The sequence below is a fragment of the Hyphomicrobium facile genome (genome assembly GCF_900116175.1).
Lineage (GTDB): Bacteria > Pseudomonadota > Alphaproteobacteria > Rhizobiales > Hyphomicrobiaceae > Hyphomicrobium_B > Hyphomicrobium_B facile.
The window spans coordinates 90,847-110,444 of record NZ_FPCH01000003.1 but is presented as its reverse complement, the minus strand read 5'-3'; the positions used below and the strand labels follow the sequence as shown (position 1 = coordinate 110,444).

The following is a 19,598-nucleotide window of genomic DNA, read 5'->3' as shown; positions in this document are numbered from 1 at the left end:
ACAATATATGGTGGTTACCGCACCAATTCCACGTCCTGGCATCCTGGACATTGCGGCCTATGTGCCCGGCGAAAGCAAGGCCGGCGGCGGCTTGCCCCCTGTTAAGCTATCGTCGAACGAGACCCCGCTCGGACCGAGCCCTGCGGCAATCGCGGCATTCAAGGCGGCAGCGGGCGAACTTGAGCGCTACCCCGACGGCCAGGCGACACAGCTTCGCGAAGCCATCGCGCGCCGTTACGGGCTCGATGCGCGCCGCATCGTCTGCGGATCGGGCTCCGACGAACTGCTGGGCCTCTTGGCCCGCGGCTACCTGGGCCCCGGAGACGAGGCGATCTACACCGCCCATGGTTTCCTCGTTTACCGCATCGCGATCCTGACGAATGGCGCGACGCCGGTCGTCGCGCCGGAGCGCGGCCTCAAAACCGATGTCGATGCGATCCTCGCAGCCGTGACGCCGCGAACCCGCGTGGTTTTTATCGCCAACCCGAATAACCCGACGGGCACATACATCTCGATCGAGGAAGTGCGCCGCCTGCGCGCCGGTCTGCGGGGCGATATCCTGCTCGTGCTCGATGCCGCGTATTCGGAATACGTAAGCAAGAACGATTACGAAGCCGGGCTCGAACTCGTCGCCACGACCTCGAACACGGTCATGACGCGAACGTTCTCGAAAATTTACGGACTTGCCGCTCTGCGCATCGGTTGGGCCTACTGCCCGCCGGAGATCGCCGACGTGCTCAATCGTATTCGCGGACCCTTCAATCTGTCGGCGCCCGCAATCGCCAGCGGTGCCGCTGCGATCGAGGATATCGCGCACCTGGAGCGCGCCAAGCTTCACAACGACAAATGGCTGCCGTGGGTCGAAAGCGAGCTGAAAAAGCTCGGTCTCGTAGTGACGCCGAGCGTTGCGAACTTCGTGCTCTTTCACTTCGACGGCGTCAAAGGCAAGACGGCGTCGGAAGCGGATGAGTTCTTGAAATCGCAGGGCATCATTCTGCGCAAGGTCGGCGCTTATGGATTTCCGAACGCGCTGCGCATGACGATCGGATCTGAAAGCGACAACAAGCGAGTCATCGATGCGCTCGCTCGCTACTTGAAGGGCGCGGCCTGATGGCCCAAACCGAAACCGCAACTGAAAGCGCACCCGAAAGCGCGACAAAACCGATGTTCAAGCGCCTGTCCCTCATCGGCATAGGCCTTATCGGCTCCTCCATCAGCCATGCCGTGAGACGGGCAGGGATCGCGGGTGACATCGTCGGTTGCGCGGTAGCGCCAGAGACGAGGCGTCGGGCCGAAGAACTCGGCCTCGTGAGAAAGGCCTACGCCGATCCGCCAGAAGCCGTGAAAGGCGCCGATCTCGTCATCCTCTGCACGCCCGTCGGTGCGTACAAAAAAATCGCCGAGGCCATCGGACCGCATCTTGAGCAGGGCGCCATCGTCTCGGACGTCGGCTCGGTAAAGGCTGCGCCCGTCCAAGACATCGCACCGCATATGCCCGAGGGCGTTCACTTCATTGCCGGGCATCCGATCGCGGGAACCGAGCAATCCGGCCCCGACGCAGGCTTCGCAGAACTCTTCGACGGACGCTGGTGCATCCTTACGCCGGGTGCAGATGCGGACCCTGCGGCCGTTGCGAAACTCGAAGACTTCTGGCGGAAGCTCGGCTCCAACGTCGAGATCATGTCGCCCGAGCATCACGACATGGTGCTCGCGATCACGAGCCACGTCCCGCACTTGATCGCCTACAACATCGTCAACACCGCAGAGCATCTCGAGCGCGTGACCGATAGCGAAGTCATCAAGTTTTCAGCTGGCGGCTTCCGCGATTTCACGCGCATCGCGGCATCCGATCCGGTGATGTGGCGCGACGTTTTTCTGAACAACAAGGACGCCGTTCTCGAGATGCTCGGCCGCTTCTCGGAAGACCTCATCACACTTCAACGCGCCATCCGCTTTGGTGACGGCGCGACGCTGGAGCGTCTCTTCACGGAAGCACGCGCGATCCGCCGCGGCATCATCCAGGCCGGCCAGGATACGGCGCAGCCCGATTTCGGCCGGAGCCCGGCACGCGCAAAAGACGGCTCGAAGTAACCTCGCGCCGTACGCGCGCCATTAAGCCGAGTGCGGTTCCATCAGAAACTGCGCGGTGATGAGATCCGCTTCGACGGCTTCCGCTTCCTGCGATGACGACGCGAGCAAATGCACGTGAACTTCATCGGCGCCGAGCACTGCCGAGTGCTGGCGGATCTCTGCAAGGTTCTGCGTCGGGCAGCGGTTGGAGAGCCGGCCGATGGCAAGCACCGTGCGCCGTGAACGGTCGGTGCGGCGAACCAGGATGTAATTGGCGTCTTCCAGTGTCGGGCAGTCGAAGAGGCTGTAGACCGTGTGCACGTAGCGCTTGCCCGAAGCTCCGGTCCAGAAATGAAATCTCGGCGGCGCTTCTGGAACCATCGTTCCGACGCTTGCCTGCGGCGCGGCTTCGACCGTCTGCTGGCGAGCCCGGAACGCGGAAAGCTGGATAATCTCGGCACTCATAACGCACACCCCTTATCGGCAAACACACACCGAATTTTTCTTTGAAACCGTGATACCCGCCGGACTGTGAGGAATGGTGAACTTTGGTTCGAAAATTTGACGCGATTGCCTCATCCGCGCCTCGATGGTCAACGAAGTGTTGAGAACGGCTTGGATTGAAAACACTCGGCGCGAGCCCACGGGCAAAATCGCCGCAAACGTCAACGCGCGTTAGTATTCGAGGCCCGGAAAGCCGCGGGTAACGCCGCGAGTCGCGATAACCGGCCCGATGGTAGTGTTAATCGCCGGGGCTTATCCGCAACGCGAATAATCGCAATTCGCGCAGGTCCAGCAACCTTCGATATGCCTCAGCGCCCGCTCTCCGCATTTCGGACAAATGCGCGCCGAGGCCATGGGAACGCCGTGGGCCTGGGCGTCGTTCTGCCGTGGCTCCGTATCGCCATCCGCACCAATTCGCTGAACGGCCGCGATCGGCTGGCGTTTCGGAGTGATCTCCGGGAGAGCGTCGTCACGCACGAGAAACCCGATGTGGATCATATGCTGCTCGATGACGTCCCCGATGGCAGCCAACAAGCTCGGAACATAACGCCCGCCCATCCACCGGCCGCCCTCGGGATCGAAGACGGCCTTTAACTCTTCGGCAACGAACGTGACGTCGCCGCCGCGGCGGAAAACGGCGCTGATCATCCGCGTCAGTGCGACCGTCCAGGCATAATGTTCGAGGTTCTTCGTGTTGATGAAGATCTCGAAGGGCCGCCGCCGGCCGTCGCGAACGATGTCGTTGATCGTCACGTAAAGCGCGTGCGCGCTCGCCGGCCATTTGATTTTGTACGTTACGCCTTCGAGCGCCGCATCGCGCTCGAGCGGCTTCGTCATGTAAACGACGTCGCCCGCCTTTGCCGGATCTTCGACGGCTCTCACCGCCGGCGTGCGCTGAGCGGAAACGGCGGGAGCCGAAATTTCATCGAGCGGCTCCTCGTCTGTGCGAAGAGGCGCGGCGCGCGAGAGAACTGCTCCCGTGATCGCGTTCGGCCGGTAGGTCGTGCACCCTTTGAGGCCGAGATCGAAAGCCTCGGCATAGATATGTTCGAACTGCTCGAAGGAAATATCCTCAGGGCAATTGATCGTTTTCGAAATGGCGCTGTCGACATAGGGCTGCAGCGCCGCTTGCATCGCGATGTGCTCGGCAGGCGATAGTGTATCGGCGGTGACGAATGCTTCGGGCAGCGTCGCATCGTCTCCCGATGCGGCGCGAAATGTCCGGTGAGCGTAATCCTCGACGGTTTCTTCGGTGGCCGTCTGTCCGTCGCCGAGCACGCGGCGCTGGTAGACGAAATCGAACACCGGTTCGATGCCGCTCGACACGTTGCCCGCGAGAAGGGAGATCGTGCCTGTCGGAGCGATCGACGTAATGCAGCCGTTGCGAATGCCGCTCGCCGCGATCGCCTCGCGCACATGCGTCTCGAGCCGCAACACGTTTGGACGTGATTGAAACTCTTTCGCGTCGTAAAGCGGAAACGCGCCTTTTTCGGCGGCAAGAGCCGCGCTCGCCCTATAGGCGGCGTTCTGGATTGCGGCCATCCATTCGGCCGCCTTTTCCCGCGCCGCCGCGCTGCCGTAAGGAAGCCCAAGAAAAATCAGCGCATCCGCAAGGCCCGTGATGCCAAGGCCGATGCGGCGCTTGGCGAGGGCTTCCGCAGCCTGCGCTTCGAGCGGATAGCGCGAGATATCTATGACATTGTCGAGGAAGCGAACAGCCGTCGCGACGCGAGTTTCGAGTTTCGCGCGGTCGATGTCTGCGTTGGGCGTGAACGGATGTTCGACAAGACGCGCGAGATTGATCGATCCCAAAAGGCAGGCGCCATAAGGAGGAAGCGGCTGCTCCCCGCACGGGTTCGTCGCCGAGATCGTTTCGCAATATTCGAGATTGTTCGCGGCATTCACCCGGTCGATGAAGATGACGCCGGGCTCCGCATAATCATACGTCGCGCGCATGATCTTGTCCCACAGTGCCCGTGCGGCGACCGTCTTGTAGACCTTGCCTTCGAAAACGAGGTCCCATGATGCGCCGCGCTTCACGGCGTTCATGAACGCGTCGGTCACGAGAACCGAGAGATTGAAATTCCGCAGCCGCTGCGCATCCGCCTTCGCCGCGATGAACGTTTCGATATCCGGATGGTCGCATCGAAGCGTCGCCATCATCGCCCCGCGGCGTTGACCGGCCGACATGATCGTCCGGCACATCGCGTCCCAGACATCCATGAAGCTCACAGGCCCCGATGCGTCGGCTCCGATGCTTTTGACCGGCGCGCCCTGCGGGCGAAGCGTCGAGAAATCATGGCCGATACCGCCGCCCGCCTGCATCGTCAGCGCTGCGTCTTTGACGTTGTCGAAAATGCTCGAAAGGTCGTCGCCGATCCGGCCCAGAACGAAGCAGTTGAAGAGCGTGACGTTCCGGTCGGTGCCGGCACCCGCAATGATGCGCCCGGCCGGCTGAAAGCCGAAGTCCGACATCGCATCGTAAAAGGCGCTGGCCCACTTCTCTTGGGCGGCCGGCTTCTCGACCGACGCCGCTGCTGCCGCGATCCGCTGGAACGTGTCTTCGATCGTTTCGTCTGCCGCGACGGTCGGCGAACCGGCAAAACGATATTTACGCCGCCAGATGGCGTCGGAAATGGCCGGAAGATCTGAAAAAATCGCGCTCATCGGGTGCCCTGAATATGGGTGTTGAAGGCCCATTTTCAATCCGCGTTCACTATATGTTCTCAAACCTCCTCTGTCAAACGGTTTGAGATAGCCGCGCTCCACCAACAAAAAGCCGCCAGCCCGGGTCAATGGGGGCCGACGGCTTCGTAGATCAGTCGGAAATCGTCGCTCTTAGAGCTTGCAGAGTGTCGCTTCGCCCTTGCACTGCCAGCCGATCGTTCCGGCGCTGCACTTATAGCGGCGCGGGCCGAACGAATAGCCGGGCGTGCCGTTGCCGGAGACCCAGGTGAAATAGATGCTCCAGTCGGTCGCCTGCAGCAGGGCCGCATCGACCTGGAAATGGGCGAGCTGCTCGGTGAGGGCGACGCCTTCGGCGGCTTTCTTGAAACAGTCTTTGGCTTCGGCCGGCGCAGCCGTCATGGCAGCGCCTGCGACGGCGATAACGGCCCACATCATTCGGGCGGCAGTGCGCATTGGAAGTCTCCATGAATGGAAAACGATGAGAGCTCGACCGTGCCATATCGAAGAGGCATCCGTGCATGACAAACGATGCGGAAACGACGATTTCCCCCACATTGCGGCATCCGCACATCATGCTATTTCGGCGGGCCGTGCTTGCGTCGCGGGGCTGTGGATAACGTCAGCCGGCGTGTGCGCGCCTGTAGGCCAGTGCGAGCGGCGGCGGCGATGGGCTTCTCGCAGCTTCCTCGATCAGCCGCGTGCTCGCCGCTTCGATCGCGGATTCGATGCGCGAGCGAAATTCGGCGCGCGGCAGTCCGGGGGGCAGCGCCGGAAGAAACTCGACGACGATCGTCCCTGGATAGCGCCAGAGGCTGCGGCGGGGCCAGAACAGTCCGGAGTTGAGCGCCAGCGGCACAGTGACGACCCCGAGCGCTTCGTAGAGGGCGACGTAGCCGGGTTTATAATCGGGCGGCGCACCCGGTATTGTTCGGGTGCCTTCCGGAAAAATGACGACCTCGCGGTTGATGCTGATGCGTTGCTTGGCATCGCGGATCATTGATTTGAGTGCTGCCGAAGCCTTCTCGCGCTTGACGAGAATGTGCTCGAACTTGACGCAGAACCAACCGTAGAAGGGGATCCATTTCAACTCGTCCTTGAGGACGATCGCCGGATCGCGGAACAGCGAAATGAGGCCGAAGGTGTCCCATGCCGACTGATGCTTGGAGATGACCAGACATCCCGTCTTCGGCAAATTTTCGCGACCGCGAACCTCGAGCTTGGTCCCGCAGATCAGTCTGAGCAGCCAGACGCACGTCCGCCCGTGAACCTCGAGCCCCTTCATCGCCCACGACCGCGGCCCGATGAGCAGCCATGAGCCGAGCACGAGATAAAGCGCCGTGACGACGTAAAAGACGACGAAATAAATGAGCGAACGCACGACGACCAATGCGCCGGGTCCAGGCAGTGATTGCTCAGCCATCGGCGCGCTTCTGTGGCATGATGGCGACCGATTGCCCGTCGCGCCAATCGATGACGCGCTGCGCCGTGAGGCGAGCAACGGCCGGGAGAAATTTCAGATATTCGGAAAGCAGCACCTTCGTCGTTGCGACGTGCAGCCACCAGGCTGTCTCAGGGAAGCGTTTCGGAGTGACCGCGTATGGCAGCAGCGTGACACCCGGCATGACGAGAGCCAGCTCCGCAAGGCTGCGCGGCATGTGATAGCGCGAGGTCACGACGATCAGCTTCGTGTAGCCGTTCGTATTGGCCCAGGTTCTCGTCTCGTCGGCATTACCGACCGTGTCGAGCGCTTCGTATCCGAGGTCGACGCAGCAATTGAAAACCTTGTTGTCGATGCGGACGATCCGCTGCATCTCTTCGCGGCTGACCTTGCGATTGACGCCAGAAATGAGCATGCGCTTGGCGCGCCCTTCGCTCATAAGCTTGGCACCCGCCTCGATCCGGTTGTCGCCGCCCGTCAGCACGACGATGCCATCGGCCTTGTCCAAATCCGCGGCATCATCCCGGGTGACGGAAACCGCAAACAGCACGAATCCAAATGCCAGCGCGGCCGCGCCGAGCGCCAGCAGGACGATGATTGCGTGTGAGAACATTTTCATTTTCGGGATGTACTTGTTCGTGTCGCCTGTTCGGATCGCCTGTCTATCTGCCGTCGCCTCACCGTCGAAGTGTAACCGATTTGGACGGCCCACGCAGCCACCTCCGGGCTCCGGTCGGGCTTTGCCCTACACGAAATTGCGCGGCTTAGCACGCGGTCGAGATCTACGTTTTGCAGTACTCGCCGTTAGTGCTGTCCATTCAGGATGCGATAAACGCCAACGCGGGATGTCACCATGCAAAGGCCGGCTATGGTTACGACGACAAGTCCCAGAATGATGTAACCGAGCGAATCGAGCGCCCCGGTACCGATCAGGCGTTGCATTTCCACGGCACTGACGGCGCCGCCCCCCAGCATCTCGGTTATCGCCGGCATGCAGATGAAAACGAGCATCGCGCAACTTGCGCCGACGATCCCTGCCTTTATCCCGACTCTCAAGAAATGCTTCTCGAATTCGCGGGCAATGAATTTGTCCGTGGCGCCGACGAAATGGAGCACCTCGACGATTTCTCGATTCGAGGCCATCGCGCTACGCGTCGCCGATACGATGATTGCCGTGGTTGCCGCCCCGACGAGCACAAGGATCGCGATACCACCCAGTGCCAAAGATCGTGTGACGGCTCGGATCTGCTGCTGCCACCGGCGGTGATCGTCGAGCGAAGCGCCTTTGAAATCACGGCCGAGAGTAGTGCCGATCTCGGCGAGATCCGGCGGGTCGGTCCGGTTGACCTCGACGGCGATCAAGCGGGGAACGGGAAGTGACTTCAACGCGTCCGTCGAGCCGAGCCACGGCTGCAGAAGCTCCGCCGATTGATCGAGGCTCAACGCCTTGACGTTGACGATGCCGCGCTGCTTTTGCAGATAGCCGACGACGTCGCCAACGGCTTTGTCGATATTGCCGTTCTCTTGCGGAACGACCTGCACGGTGACCTCGCTGGCGATGTCGTTCAGCCAGGCATCGGACGATTCCTTGATCATCCAAACGGCGCCCGACGTCAGGCAGGCGAGAAAGCACATGATCCCGATGACGAGCGTCAGCGATCGGCCGGTGACCGAGCCCGGCGGAACGACCGGAGCCGTCACCTTCATTTTGCGCGCGCTGTCGCGGTCACGTGCGGGAGGCTTGAGGCTGCGTTGCGGATCTTCCGCTGTCACCGTCGGTTCGGTGTCCCCATATTGCGGAGGATAGCCTGCGGTGCGCGCGGTCACGCCCGTGGTCGGGTCGTCGTAAGGTTCGTATCCCGGCAGCGGCATCGCTGGCTCGACGCGTCCGGGAAAGCGGCTAGATGATCCGGACATGGCCCTTGTGCACCTCAATGCGCGGCGCCTTGAACTGCCGCATCAGCTGATGATCGTGCGTCGCGATCACGACGGAGGTACCGAGTCTGTTCAACTCGACGAAAAGCCGGAGCAGGCGTCGCGCCATTTGCGGATCGACGTTACCCGTTGGCTCGTCGGCGAGCAGCACTTCCGGTTTGCCGATGACCGCCCGCGCGATGGCCGCCCGTTGCTTCTCGCCGCCCGAAAGAACGGACGGATTAACATACATCCGGTCACCGAGACCAACCCATTGCAACAGGTCCGTCACATCCTCCCGGTAGTCGGAAGGCTTCTTGCCGACGACCTGCAGCGGAAGTGCGACGTTTTCCCAAACGGTCAAATGGTCCAGCAGTCTGAAATCTTGGAACACGATGCCGATGCGCCGCCGCATCTGGGCGCGCTTTTGCGGCCTGACCTTCGTGACGTCCTCGCCGAACATGCGGATTTCGCCGCGGTTGGGATGGAGCGACATGAACATCAGCCGGAGCAGCGATGATTTTCCAGCTCCGGATTCGCCATGCAAAAAGTGAAAGGAACCCGGCCGCAGATGGAATGTCACATCCTGCAGCACCTCGGGCCCTCTGTCGTATTTCAGTCCGACATTCGTCAAGCGAATCAAGAGGAATTTGCCTTGGCAGTGGATATTCGGAGCAGTTTGCAATGCCCGACGCGTATAGACACGTGGCGGACACAATGATCAATCGATTACGATTGTGGCGCAGTCGTGTACACAAGATGCTTCAGGGTTCCGGACCCCCGGTCGCCCTGAATGCTAGGAATAAATAAATGCCCGATTCAAACGCGAAGCAAACCATCGAAACGATCTTTTCCGCTGAGGATATTCAGGCCCGGCTCCGGGTGCTTGCCGCCGAAATCACCGCCAAGTCGCCTGAAAACCTTCTGGTTGTACCCGTTCTGAAGGGCAGCTTCGTCTTTGCGGCCGATTTGCTGAGGGCACTCCATGCTGCGGGCCTCGCCCCCGAAGTCGATTTCCTGACCCTGTCGAGCTATCGGAAAAGCCGGGAATCGTTGGGCCAGGTGTCGATCCTGCGCGACTTGGATCTCGACGTTCAGAACCGCCACGTCATCCTGATCGACGATGTCCTTGATTCGGGCCGCACACTGGCTTTCGCCAAGGATTTGATTTCGGCCCGCGGCGCAAACCGCATCGAAACGTGCGTATTGCTCGACAAGAAGGCCCCGCGCGCCGTATCGATTGAACCGGACTATTGTGCATTCGAATGCCCGAACGTGTTCGTCGTCGGCTACGGCATGGACGTCGCGCACCGCTACAGGGAGCTGCCTTTCGTGGGCCGCCTCGTCGATTAGTTAGTGCTGGAATGAGGGGTTCTTCTGCGTGTGACGGCCGGCTCGCGGAACGCGGGTCGTCATGCGCAAACTAGAAAGAGGGGGGCGGTAGATGGCGACGATCCTGCTCGCAGATGACGATGCCGCGATCCGCGACCTCGTGAGACGGGCATTGAGTTCCGATGGCCACACGGTTCATGTCACACAAGACGGCGTCGAGGCGCTTGAGTCTCTCGGCGCCAACGGTGCCGTCTACGACATCCTGATCACCGACGTGGATATGCCCCAGCTCGACGGCATATCGTTGGCCGAGAAGGCGCTCGCCATGAAGCCCGCGCTCGCGGTCGTATTGATGTCGGGCTTTACGGACCAGCTCGAGCGCGCGGCGCGCCTCCGGGTCCGCCGGCTGCTCTCGATTTCGAAGCCCTTCACGCTGGATCAGATCAAGCAGGTCGTGAAAAGCGTTCTCGCCTGACGAGGCACGCGCGGTATCAGCCGCCTGTCACGCTCATATGGCGGCGGACCGAAGGCTTCTTGGTGCGCCGGTCGATGATGAAGTCGTGGCCCTTGGGCTTGCGCGAGATGGCTTCGACAATAGCGGCGTCGAGAGCCGCATCGTCGGGAGAAGCCCTGAGCGGCGCGCGCAAGTCGGCGTCGTCTTCCTGGCCGAGGCACATATAGAGCTGACCCGTGCACGTCACGCGCACGCGGTTGCAGCTTTCGCAGAAATTATGCGTAAGCGGCGTAATGAAGCCGAGGCGGCCGCCCGTCTCCTTAACCGTGACGTAGCGCGCAGGGCCGCCCGTCCGATACGGATTGTCTTCGAGCGTCAACCGATCCATGAGGCGCGCGCGCACGATCGACAGCGGCAGGTATTGGTCCGTCCGGTCTTCGCCGATATCGCCGAGCGGCATCGTCTCGATGAGGGTCAAATCGGCGCCGCGGCCATGCGCGAACCGGACGAGGCTCTCGATCTCGTCTTCGTTGATCCCCTTGAGCGCCACGGCATTGAATTTGACGTGTATGCCGGCAGCTTCCGCAGCGTCGACGCCGCGAAGCACGGTCCCGAGATCGCCCCAGCGAGTCACTGCCTTGAACTTCACCGGATCGAGCGTGTCGAGGGAGACGTTGATCCGCCGGACGCCTGCGGAATAAAGCTCGCCCGCATATTTTTCGAGCTGGCTCGCGTTCGTCGTGAGCGTCAGCTCTTCGAGCGCACCCGTTTCGAGATGGCGGCCGAGAGCCCGGAACAACCAAAGTATGTTGCGGCGCACAAGCGGCTCGCCGCCTGTGATACGCAACTTTTTGACGCCGCGCCGGATGAATGCTGCGCACAGCCGGTCCAGTTCCTCGAGCGACAGGAGATCCCGCTTCGGCAGGAACGTCATGTGCTCCGTCATGCAGTAGACGCAGCGGAAATCGCACCGGTCCGTCACGGACACGCGCAAATACTCGATGCTCCTGCCATAGGGATCGATCAGAGGCGTATCGGCGGTTTGGGCAACGTCGCCCAGCATCAGAGCATCTCCGGAAGAGGCCATGTGACTTCCATATCGTACCTTAGAGCGCCAAGGGCAAGCTCGGCACTCGCGTCAGGTTGTCTTAAACCGTATTAAGGTACCTGCGGGAGGAAAAAATATGAAAAGTCCGGCGGCTTACTTCGTGCTCGGTTTCATCACGGCATCCGTGATCTGGCTGCTCGTTTTCGCCTACCTGAATGGCGAGCTGCTCCGGACCTTTTCAAGCTTCAGCGGCCATTCCTGAGCCCGCGCACTTAGGCCCGTTGCTGGACGCGATTGAACGGGCCGAGCGTTCTGACGATCAGCGCCGCGATGCCATCGATGTCGTTGAGATCGAACACTGGCTTGCCGTGCGCATCGACCTCGTAATCCGCCGCAATGGCGAGAACGAGCGGATCCGTCGGTGCCAACAGTTTTTCAGATGCGACGGCCGCGCGCCGTACCTCGATCTTCGGAATGTTGGCCGACTTGTAACCCTCGACGAGAATGATGTCCGAAGGATTGAGCCGCGCCGCCACCGCTTCGAGTGCGGGCTCGCCGGCGGACTCGATTTCCTCGATCACCGCAACGCGCGACCCCGAGACGATCGCCGTCTCCGCGGCCCCTGCCGCGCGATGCCGGGCCGTATCGCTTCCCGGCGCGTCGATGTCGAACTTGTGATGCGTATGCTTGATCGTCGCGACGCGAAGTCCTTGGCCCGCAAAGTGCCTCGTCAGCTTTTCGATCAACGTCGTCTTGCCCGAATTCGACCAGCCCGCAATGCCGAACAGCGGCAATGAATGAGAAAATCGAAATTCTTTGCCCAAGGCTTTTTATCCTTCTGTGGATCCGGCCACGAGGGCGCGGGCTGTTGAAAGATCGTCAGGCGTATTGATGTTGAAAAAAGGGTCGACGTTCGCACGCCGAATGTTGCGCATCGGAAAGGCGACCGCAACAGCATTGAGATCGGCCGCGAGCCTATCGACGCTCAAAGCACGCTTATCGAGGGCTTCCGCAATTGTTCGCCTGAGACTCGTCGGCCAAACGGCGATCGTCGGATGGCGGCGGTCCCCGGACGTCGCAATCGCGACGCCGTCGCCCCGGCTTGCATCGAGCCGCGCCACGAGGTCATCCGGCAGAAACGGAACGTCGGCGGAAACGGTAGCGATCGCAACGTATTCGGGCGCATCCCGCGCCGCCCAATCCATAGCCGCCAGAAGTCCGCTGAGGGGACCAAGCTCCGGATTTTCATCATCCGAGATCGTCTCGAGCCCATAAGCGGCGAACCGCTTCGGGTCGCCGTTGACATTGAGGATAAGCCGGCCAACCTGGGGGCGAAACCGCGCGATGACGTGCGCAAGGATCGGCTGCCCCCCGAGATCGGCAAGCCCCTTATCGCCGCCGCCGAAACGCCGGGAGCGGCCTCCCGCAAGAATGACGCCGAGGATCTGATCGGAATTAGGCATGTGCAACGATTAGGGTTCTGGCTGGTAGCGTGCAAGTCGCGGGAATATTTGGGCTCCGGCGGTTTAGCCGCCACATTGCACCTTTCCACCGTTGCCGCCCGGACTTATATCGCGCGAATAGAAATTAGCGCCGCTTCGGCGCACCCGGGAGACGCTCATGCCAGTCGATAAGACACAGGTGCTTGCCGCCCTGCGTCGGGTCAAAGGTCCAGACCTCGAAAGCAACATCGTTGATCTTGGTCTCGTGTCCGAGATCTTCATCAAGGACGACCACCCCTATTTCTCGATCACGATCCCGGCGAGCCGCGCTGAAGAGCTTGAACAGCTCCGCCTCGCCGCCGAGAAAGTCGTGGCCGATATCGCAGGCGTCACCGGCGTGACGGCAGTGCTGACCGCCGAGGCTCAGGGCGGACAATCCCGACCAACTCCGCCGCCACCGCGGGCGCCGGCTGGTGGGATCAAAGCAATGTCGGGCCCTCGTCCCGAGCATCCGCGCGTGCAAGAGGCGCGCGCCAGAGGCGCGACCGGCGATGCGGCTGGTCCACGCCAAGCCGCTGCTGGTGCGAACCCCGCCGCGAAAACCCAAGCCATTCCTGGCGTCAAGCACGTCATCGCGGTCGCCTCCGGCAAGGGCGGCGTCGGCAAATCGACGGTCGCCGTCAATCTGGCACTCGGCTTCCAGGCGATCGGATTGAAAGTCGGCATTGTCGACGCCGACATTTATGGGCCATCGCAGCCGCGTTTGCTCGGCATCACCGGCAAACCGACGGTCAGCAACGGCAAAGTCATCAAGCCGCTCGAAGGCTGGGGACTGAAAGTCATGTCGATGGGATTTCTCGTCGACGAAGGAACGCCCGTCGTCTGGCGCGGGCCGATGGTCGTGTCGGCGCTGGGACAAATGCTGCGCGATACCGATTGGGCGGGCACGACCGGCGATCTCGACGTCCTGGTCATCGACATGCCGCCCGGAACCGGCGACGTGCAGTTGACGATCTCGCAGAGCGTTCCGCTATCCGGCGCCGTGATCGTCTCGACGCCGCAAGACCTCGCACTGATCGATGCCCGCAAAGGCATCGCGATGTTCAAGCGCGTCGAGGTTCCGATCCTCGGTATCATCGAGAACATGAGCTATTTCCTTTGCCCGAAATGCGGCGAGCGCTCGGACGTGTTCGGCCACGGCGGCGCACGCGACGAAGCGGCGAAGTTCGGCGTGCCGTTCCTCGGCGAGGTGCCGCTGCACATGGATATCCGCGAGACGTCGGATAGCGGCAAGCCCGTGACGGTCGCAGCGCCAGATAGCGTACACGCCGGAATTTTCCGCGACTTGGCGGCACGCACGTGGACGGAAGTCGAGCGCGCCAAGGGCACGCTGACGCCGCCGCCGCTGCTCGAGGTTATCGACGGCGGAAAGACGCTGAAGGCGGCATTTCCGGACGGCCGCACGTTCGAGCTGCCGGCCGAATTCCTGCGCGTCGTCAGTCCTTCCGCCGAAGTCCAGGGACACTCGCCGTCGCAGCGCATCACTGTGCCGAGGAAGAAGAACGTCAAGATCACGGGGCTCAGTCCCGTCGGCAATTACGCAACGCGCATCGCCTTCGACGACGGTCACAACACCGGGCTCTTTACCTGGGGTTATCTCCACCTCATCGGCCGCGAGAAGGATCAGCGCTGGGGCGACTATCTCGAAGAGCTCGCCGCCAAGGGCCTGACGCGGGAATAGTCTTACGCGCACGGCGGCCGGCTCCGTGGAGCGGAGTCGCCGTGCGCAAACGAAAGCTAGCCCCGTTCTTCCGGAACGATCGGGAACTCGAGCTTTTCTCCAGCACGCAGGACCGTGACGATCGCCTTCTGACCGATGCGGCCCGCATCGAGAAGGCGCGCAACGTCGTCGACACCGGCAATGGCGACGCCGTCGACCGCGATCAGAATATCGCCTGCCATCAGCCCAGCTGCCTCCGCCGGGCCATTGTTCTGCACGCTGCGAATGCCGATGGCGCCCGCTTGGGTGAGGCCAAGCGCGTGCCGGATGCGCTGCGGTAGCACAACGTGTTCAGCGACGATGCCCATCACGCCACGGCGGACGCGGCCATGGCTCAAGATCTGCGTCAGCACATATTCAGCCGTGTTCGATGCGACAGCGAAGCAGAGCCCTTGCGCACCCATGATCGTCGCGGTGTTGATGCCGATGACGTGACCGGACGAATTGACGAGCGGACCACCGGAGTTTCCGGGGTTGAGCGCGGCGTCCGTCTGGATGACGTCGTCGATGAGGCGACCGTTCTCGGCGCGCAACGACCGTCCGACCGCGCTGATGATGCCGGCCGTCACCGTCGACTGGAAGCCGAGCGGATTGCCGATCGCAATGGCGATCTGCCCGGGGCGGAGCTTCTTGGAATCGGCCAACCGCGCGAACTTCAGCCGCTCCGTCGTCTCCGCGCGCAACACGGCGATATCGGTATCGGGATCGCGCCCGACGAGGCGCGCGCCGAAGCGCTGGCCGTCGCCTTGCGCAAGCGTGATCGATTGTGCGCCGTCGATGACGTGATTGTTGGTCAGTACGAGACCGTCCGGCGAAACGACGACGCCGCTGCCCGAGCCTTGCCCCGTACGTCCGCCGCGCGAGCTGCGAACCTGGACATGCACGACGGCCGGAGACACCGTGTCGACGACATCGACGACGGCGTTGCTGTAGGCATCCATCAGCGCGACGTCATCGCGCTGAACGCCGTTGTGGCGAGCGCCGCCGCGTTCGATGCCAGTCTCGATTTCGGTATCGTCGAGAACCCGGAAAAAGCTGTGTTCCATGATGCACCCGAGGAAATGAAGTCGCGAACAAATGGCGACGAGCCTCACGTCCATCAAGTCCCGCACAGCACTGCGGCGCATTCCAGGCATGCATCATCGTTCGGCCAAACTCGCCGAACAATGACGATTCGCGGGCTGACGGCTATTCCGCCGCTTGGCGCTGAAGGAAGCCGTACGCCTCGGCCGCGTTTGCGAAGACGTGCGTATCGAGCCCGCGCCGTCTCAGCGCTTCCAGCAGTTTCTGCCGGGTAAGCGCACTCGTCGCATAGCGGGCGGAGCGGCCATAGTGGTGCTTCGTAACGTACGCGACCATATCGGCGTATTCGTCGTAGAGATCTTCGGCGATCCGGCAGCTGGCCTGATTGATGACGACGTTGACGCGGCCACCGATTGCCTCGCAGGCATCGACGATCACCTTTTTCAAGTCGGCGATGTCGGCCTTCTTGCGGACGCTCCAGCCTTCGAGATCGAGGTTGAGGATCTTCTGCTCGGAGTCGAAGCTGACGCGGTCCTTGAGGTTCTTGTTCAGGAGATCGGCCAGCAGATCCATCGGCTGGTTCACGAAGATCCGCGGGTTCATCGTCACCGGCGAATGGATGTGCGGCTTGAACGCCATGTGCGCAAGGATATCGCGATCGATATCGATGCCGGGCGCCACTTCGATCAGCTCGAGGCCATGATCGGTCAGCTGGAAAACGCAACGCTCGGTGACGTAGATAACGGGCTGCGCCTTCTGTGCCGCATACTGGCCCGAGAACGTCACCTGCTCGACCTGCTTTACGAACTTGCGAGCACGTCCTTCCTTGACGATGCGCAGCTTGCCGTCCTCGATCGCAACTTGAAGGCCACCGGCGGTGAACGTCCCGGCAAAAACGACCGCGCGCGCATTCTGCGAGATGTCGATGAAGCCGCCGCAACCGTTGAGCTTGCCGCCGAACTTGCTCGTGTTGACGTTGCCGAGGCTGTCGCATTCCGCCATGCCGAGGCACGTGAGATCGAGACCGCCGCCGTGATAGAAATCGAACATCTGGTTCTGATCGAGGATCGAATGCGCGTTGGCCGATGAGCCGAAGCTCGAGCCGCCCGCGAGCACACCACCGACCGCACCCGCTTCCGTCGTCATGACGAGGTAGGGCGTAACCTTCTCTTCGTTTGCAACGTTCGCAACGCCGTCCGGCGCGCCGACGCCGAGATTGATGACGCCATTCGGCGGCAGCTCGAACGAAGCGCGGCGCGCGATGATCTTGCGTTCGTCGAATTCCATCGTCGGCAGGCTGTCGACCGTCACGCGCACTTCGCCTGCGAGGCCCGGGTCATACATGACGCCGTAGTTCATGCGATGCATCTCAGGCGGATCGGCAACGACGACGCAATCGACCAGAATGCCCGGAACCTTCACGTCCTTCGGCTTGATCGAACCCTCGGCGACGATGCGCTCGACCTGAGCAATGACGATGCCGCCGTTGTTGTGCGCAGCCATGGCCTGCGCCAGCACGTCGAGCGTCAGTGCTTCCCTTTCCATGCTGAGATTGCCGAGCGGATCGGCGCTCGTCGCGCGGATGAGAGCGACGTTGATCGGGGTCGCCTTATAGAACAGCCACTCCTTGCCATCGACCTCGACGAGCTTGACGAGATCCTCTTTGGTCTTCGTGTTGACTTTGCCGCCGCCGAGGCGCGGATCGACATAGGTATGGAGGCCGACGCGAGTGAAGAGACCTGGGCTGCCGGATGCGCAGCTGCGATAGAGTTTGGAGATGACGCCCTGGGGAAGGTTGTAACCCTGGATTTTGTCCTCCTGGGCAGCCTGGGCAACCTTAGGCATGCGCCCGAAGTTCGCGGCGATGACACGCTTCAACAGGCCTTCGTGATGGAGCCGGCCGGTGCCGAGCCCTTTGCTGTCGCCGGCGCCAGCGCACATGATCAACGTGAGATCGCGCGGCGCTCCTGTCTCGACGAAGCGTTTCTCAAGTGCGGCGTGCAGCGCTTCCGGAATGCAGCTCTGGACAAAACCCGTTGTCGTGACCACAGCGCCTTCGCCGATGCGGGCGATAGCTTCGTCAGCCGAAATGACCTTGCTGGTAGACATGCGATGCGTTTCCCCGAGTCACAGTCCAGGCTTCGATGAGACTTCGAGCGGTCTCTATAGAGGCCGTGCTGTTGTTTTGTTTTATGTCGGACACCGGATTTGTCGGCCGGACCGCCATTCGCGCATAGCTTAGCTCGAATGGGCATGCACCACTCAAGGGGGTAATAGGTCCCTATCCGAGGGGTGGCGAGGGGCTTATGCCGCACCTTTCCGCAATAGAGACCTGCGTAAGCCGCACGCCGGACAGGCTGGCCGGGGAGCGTTAGGATGCTAGACACCCGCGATGACTGAACAGATCCGACGTAACTTCATCCCCCTGATCGTTGCCACGGCTCTCTTCATGGAGAACCTGGACGCGACGGTGCTTGCGACCTCGCTCCCGGCGATCGCTAAGGATCTGAATGCCAATCCGATTCACCTTAAGCTCGCCCTGACGACTTATCTTCTGGCGCTCGCCGTTTTCATCCCCGCGTCAGGCTGGATGGCGGATCGCTTCGGCGCCAAGAACATATTTCGCGCTGCGATGGTTGTGTTCGCGGCGGGCTCCATCGCGTGCGGACTTTCGACGGATCTCGGCACGCTCGTGGCGGCCCGCATCCTCCAGGGTATCGGCGGAGCGATGATGACGCCGGTCGGCCGCTTGATCGTACTGCGTACGATCCCGAGGTCGGACATGATTAACGCCATCGCTTGGTTGACCGTTCCGGCTCTTGTCGGACCCGTCCTGGGGCCACCGCTCGGCGGCTTCATCACCACGTATTTCAATTGGCGCTGGATTTTCTGGATCAATATTCCGGTCGCGCTTCTCGGGCTCGTGCTGATCACCCGTTTCATTCCGGACGTGCGCGAGAAAACGTCGGCCACCTTCGACTTGCGAGGCTTCCTGTTGATCGGCCCCGGCCTGTCGCTGTTCTTGACCGGCGTCACGCTGATGGGTCTCGGCATTGTCGGGCCCGAGACGGTGTTTCTGATCACGGCCGCCGGCGCGGTGCTGCTTGGTGGTTACGCTTGGCACGCCCTCCGAGTAACGGCGCCCATAATCGATTTCCGGTTGCTCGCGATCCCCACCTTCCGCGCGGGCGTTGCCGGCGGCTTCCTGTTCCGTACGGGTCTTGGAGCCGGTCCCTTCCTGCTGCCGCTGCTGTTCCAATCGGGATTCGGCATGACGGCGTTCCAGTCGGGGCTGATGACGTTCGCGACCGGCGTCGGCGCCATCTTCATGAAGACGCAGGCCGCCACGATCATCAAGCGTTATGGCTTCCGGCGCGTGCTGATGGTGAATGCCATCGTCGCGAGCTTGTTTACCGCTTTCCCGGCGCTGTTTTCGGTCACGACGTCGCCGGTGCTGATCGTCGCCCTCTTTCTGATGGGAGGCCTGTCGCGCTCGCTTCAGTTCACGAGCGTCAACACGCTCGCTTACGCGGACGTGCCGCCCGAGAGATTGAGCAACGCGACGAGCTTCGCCGTTGTCTGTCAGGAGCTGTCGGGCTCGGTCGGCGTCACGATCGCCGCGATGGGACTAGAAGGCATGCAGCATGTGGCCGGAGGCAGTGCCATCGCCGTCGGGCATTTTCCGCCGGTCTTTATCTTGATCGCACTCGTCTCCGCGTCCTCGATCCTGTTCTTCAGACAGCTGTCGCCGTCGGCGGGCGCTTCGCTATTGCCGACGGATGCGATGAAGGCAGCCGAGCCGCCGAAGGAAGTGGCCCGCCTCAGCGAAGGCCACGTCGGATAAATTCGTTGAGTTCAAAGCCGGAACTGGCCCACGCCTGAAAGCGCGAACGGCCAAAAACCGC

Annotated in this window: 19 protein-coding genes and 1 pseudogene; 8 read left to right on the top strand and 12 right to left on the bottom strand. The window is 61.8% G+C overall.

The features are described 5' to 3' along the window. Positions 1–7 precede the first annotated feature (7 nt). Positions 8–1,111 carry a histidinol-phosphate transaminase gene (gene hisC, locus BM399_RS13565; protein WP_092869093.1) on the top strand — a complete coding sequence of 368 codons (1,104 nt, stop codon included), beginning with the start codon at positions 8–10 and terminating at the stop codon, positions 1,109–1,111. Between the two features lie 53 nt (positions 1,112–1,164). After that, positions 1,165–2,091, top strand: a complete 927-nt coding sequence (locus tag BM399_RS13560; RefSeq protein ID WP_092869092.1) for a prephenate/arogenate dehydrogenase family protein — start codon at positions 1,165–1,167, stop codon at positions 2,089–2,091. A 21-nt stretch (positions 2,092–2,112) separates the two neighbouring features. Here the strand turns inward: BM399_RS13560 and BM399_RS13555 are convergent, their stop codons facing one another. The 7 genes from BM399_RS13555 to ftsE form a co-directional block, all read right to left on the bottom strand. After that, positions 2,113–2,535, bottom strand: coding sequence for a hypothetical protein (locus BM399_RS13555; RefSeq protein WP_092868323.1), 423 nt, complete (start codon positions 2,533–2,535; stop codon positions 2,113–2,115). A 291-nt stretch (positions 2,536–2,826) separates the two neighbouring features. Further along, positions 2,827–5,241, bottom strand: a complete 2,415-nt coding sequence (locus tag BM399_RS13550; RefSeq protein WP_092868322.1) for an adenosylcobalamin-dependent ribonucleoside-diphosphate reductase — start codon at positions 5,239–5,241, stop codon at positions 2,827–2,829. Between the two features lie 171 nt (positions 5,242–5,412). After that, positions 5,413–5,715, bottom strand: a complete 303-nt coding sequence (locus BM399_RS13545) for a hypothetical protein (RefSeq protein ID WP_092868321.1) — start codon at positions 5,713–5,715, stop codon at positions 5,413–5,415. Positions 5,716–5,881: 166 nt separating this feature from the next. After that, positions 5,882–6,682, bottom strand: a complete 801-nt coding sequence (locus tag BM399_RS13540; protein ID WP_092868320.1) for a lysophospholipid acyltransferase family protein — start codon at positions 6,680–6,682, stop codon at positions 5,882–5,884. Further along, a complete protein-coding gene (locus BM399_RS13535) occupies positions 6,675–7,313 on the bottom strand; it encodes a YdcF family protein (protein WP_244531256.1) in 639 nt (212 codons plus the stop codon). The genes BM399_RS13540 and BM399_RS13535 overlap by 8 nt, the downstream gene beginning before the upstream one ends. A 191-nt stretch (positions 7,314–7,504) precedes the next feature. Then, positions 7,505–8,617, bottom strand: a complete 1,113-nt coding sequence (locus BM399_RS13530) for a cell division protein FtsX (RefSeq protein WP_092868318.1) — start codon at positions 8,615–8,617, stop codon at positions 7,505–7,507. Beyond that, positions 8,601–9,257 carry a cell division ATP-binding protein FtsE gene (gene ftsE, locus BM399_RS13525; protein WP_045835142.1) on the bottom strand — a complete coding sequence of 219 codons (657 nt, stop codon included), beginning with the start codon at positions 9,255–9,257 and terminating at the stop codon, positions 8,601–8,603. Before ftsE ends, BM399_RS13530 begins: the two co-directional genes overlap by 17 nt. A gap of 167 nt (positions 9,258–9,424) precedes the next feature. Between ftsE and hpt the strand changes: the two genes are divergently transcribed. Next, positions 9,425–9,967 carry a hypoxanthine phosphoribosyltransferase gene (gene hpt / locus BM399_RS13520; protein ID WP_092868317.1) on the top strand — a complete coding sequence of 181 codons (543 nt, stop codon included), beginning with the start codon at positions 9,425–9,427 and terminating at the stop codon, positions 9,965–9,967. Between the two features lie 91 nt (positions 9,968–10,058). Then, complete coding sequence (locus BM399_RS13515) at positions 10,059–10,421, top strand: response regulator (protein ID WP_092868316.1); 363 nt, start codon at positions 10,059–10,061, stop codon at positions 10,419–10,421. Positions 10,422–10,437: 16 nt separating this feature from the next. Here BM399_RS13515 and moaA read toward each other — a convergent pair whose 3' ends face one another. Further along, positions 10,438–11,487 (bottom strand): GTP 3',8-cyclase MoaA, encoded by a 1,050-nt coding sequence (moaA, locus tag BM399_RS13510; protein ID WP_244531255.1) that lies wholly within the window; start codon positions 11,485–11,487, stop codon positions 10,438–10,440. Positions 11,488–11,584: 97 nt separating this feature from the next. On the opposite strand from moaA, the gene BM399_RS21505 reads away from it, so the two are divergent. Beyond that, on the top strand, positions 11,585–11,710 hold the full coding sequence (locus tag BM399_RS21505) for a hypothetical protein (RefSeq protein ID WP_280140562.1): 126 nt from the start codon (positions 11,585–11,587) through the stop codon (positions 11,708–11,710). 10 nt (positions 11,711–11,720) lie between these two features. Here BM399_RS21505 and mobB read toward each other — a convergent pair whose 3' ends face one another. Together mobB and mobA are read right to left on the bottom strand one after the other, a co-directional pair. Further along, positions 11,721–12,272, bottom strand: a complete 552-nt coding sequence (mobB, locus tag BM399_RS13505; RefSeq protein WP_092868315.1) for a molybdopterin-guanine dinucleotide biosynthesis protein B — start codon at positions 12,270–12,272, stop codon at positions 11,721–11,723. A 6-nt stretch (positions 12,273–12,278) separates the two neighbouring features. Continuing rightward, positions 12,279–12,911 (bottom strand): molybdenum cofactor guanylyltransferase MobA, encoded by a 633-nt coding sequence (gene mobA, locus BM399_RS13500; RefSeq protein WP_092868314.1) that lies wholly within the window; start codon positions 12,909–12,911, stop codon positions 12,279–12,281. A 157-nt stretch (positions 12,912–13,068) separates the two neighbouring features. On the opposite strand from mobA, the pseudogene BM399_RS13495 reads away from it, so the two are divergent. Together BM399_RS13495 and BM399_RS21550 are read left to right on the top strand one after the other, a co-directional pair. Further along, a pseudogene (locus BM399_RS13495) lies at positions 13,069–14,295 on the top strand (Mrp/NBP35 family ATP-binding protein); the annotation flags it as partial. Continuing rightward, positions 14,281–14,631, top strand: a complete 351-nt coding sequence (locus BM399_RS21550; protein WP_342028758.1) for a gamma-butyrobetaine hydroxylase family protein — start codon at positions 14,281–14,283, stop codon at positions 14,629–14,631. The pseudogene BM399_RS13495 and the gene BM399_RS21550, both read left to right, overlap by 15 nt. A 56-nt stretch (positions 14,632–14,687) precedes the next feature. Here BM399_RS21550 and BM399_RS13490 read toward each other — a convergent pair whose 3' ends face one another. Together BM399_RS13490 and BM399_RS13485 are read right to left on the bottom strand one after the other, a co-directional pair. Continuing rightward, a complete protein-coding gene (locus BM399_RS13490) occupies positions 14,688–15,716 on the bottom strand; it encodes a S1C family serine protease (RefSeq protein ID WP_092868312.1) in 1,029 nt (342 codons plus the stop codon). A 142-nt stretch (positions 15,717–15,858) separates the two neighbouring features. Further along, complete coding sequence (locus BM399_RS13485; RefSeq protein WP_092868311.1) at positions 15,859–17,802, bottom strand: acyl CoA:acetate/3-ketoacid CoA transferase; 1,944 nt, start codon at positions 17,800–17,802, stop codon at positions 15,859–15,861. A 283-nt stretch (positions 17,803–18,085) separates the two neighbouring features. Here BM399_RS13485 and BM399_RS13480 point away from each other — a divergent pair, with 283 nt between their 5' ends. Continuing rightward, positions 18,086–19,537 (top strand): MFS transporter, encoded by a 1,452-nt coding sequence (locus BM399_RS13480; protein WP_092868310.1) that lies wholly within the window; start codon positions 18,086–18,088, stop codon positions 19,535–19,537. Positions 19,538–19,598 lie beyond the last annotated feature (61 nt).

What these genes read in the sequence shown, in the direction of transcription:
- BM399_RS13485 (WP_092868311.1), bottom strand. Translation starts at nt 17,802, where the DNA reads ATGTCTACCAGCAAGGTCATTTCGGCTGACGAAGCTATCGCCCGCATC.
- BM399_RS13515 (WP_092868316.1), top strand. Translation starts at nt 10,059, where the DNA reads ATGGCGACGATCCTGCTCGCAGATGACGATGCCGCGATCCGCGACCTC.
- BM399_RS21505 (WP_280140562.1), top strand. Translation starts at nt 11,585, where the DNA reads ATGAAAAGTCCGGCGGCTTACTTCGTGCTCGGTTTCATCACGGCATCC.
- BM399_RS13540 (WP_092868320.1), bottom strand. Translation starts at nt 6,682, where the DNA reads ATGGCTGAGCAATCACTGCCTGGACCCGGCGCATTGGTCGTCGTGCGT.
- BM399_RS13480 (WP_092868310.1), top strand. Translation starts at nt 18,086, where the DNA reads ATGACTGAACAGATCCGACGTAACTTCATCCCCCTGATCGTTGCCACG.
- BM399_RS13535 (WP_244531256.1), bottom strand. Translation starts at nt 7,313, where the DNA reads ATGTTCTCACACGCAATCATCGTCCTGCTGGCGCTCGGCGCGGCCGCG.
- BM399_RS13555 (WP_092868323.1), bottom strand. Translation starts at nt 2,535, where the DNA reads ATGAGTGCCGAGATTATCCAGCTTTCCGCGTTCCGGGCTCGCCAGCAG.
- BM399_RS13560 (WP_092869092.1), top strand. Translation starts at nt 1,165, where the DNA reads ATGTTCAAGCGCCTGTCCCTCATCGGCATAGGCCTTATCGGCTCCTCC.
- BM399_RS13490 (WP_092868312.1), bottom strand. Translation starts at nt 15,716, where the DNA reads ATGGAACACAGCTTTTTCCGGGTTCTCGACGATACCGAAATCGAGACT.
- moaA (WP_244531255.1), bottom strand. Translation starts at nt 11,487, where the DNA reads ATGGCCTCTTCCGGAGATGCTCTGATGCTGGGCGACGTTGCCCAAACC.
- hisC (WP_092869093.1), top strand. Translation starts at nt 8, where the DNA reads ATGGTGGTTACCGCACCAATTCCACGTCCTGGCATCCTGGACATTGCG.
- hpt (WP_092868317.1), top strand. Translation starts at nt 9,425, where the DNA reads ATGCCCGATTCAAACGCGAAGCAAACCATCGAAACGATCTTTTCCGCT.
- BM399_RS13530 (WP_092868318.1), bottom strand. Translation starts at nt 8,617, where the DNA reads ATGTCCGGATCATCTAGCCGCTTTCCCGGACGCGTCGAGCCAGCGATG.
- BM399_RS13550 (WP_092868322.1), bottom strand. Translation starts at nt 5,241, where the DNA reads ATGAGCGCGATTTTTTCAGATCTTCCGGCCATTTCCGACGCCATCTGG.
- BM399_RS13545 (WP_092868321.1), bottom strand. Translation starts at nt 5,715, where the DNA reads ATGCGCACTGCCGCCCGAATGATGTGGGCCGTTATCGCCGTCGCAGGC.
- mobA (WP_092868314.1), bottom strand. Translation starts at nt 12,911, where the DNA reads ATGCCTAATTCCGATCAGATCCTCGGCGTCATTCTTGCGGGAGGCCGC.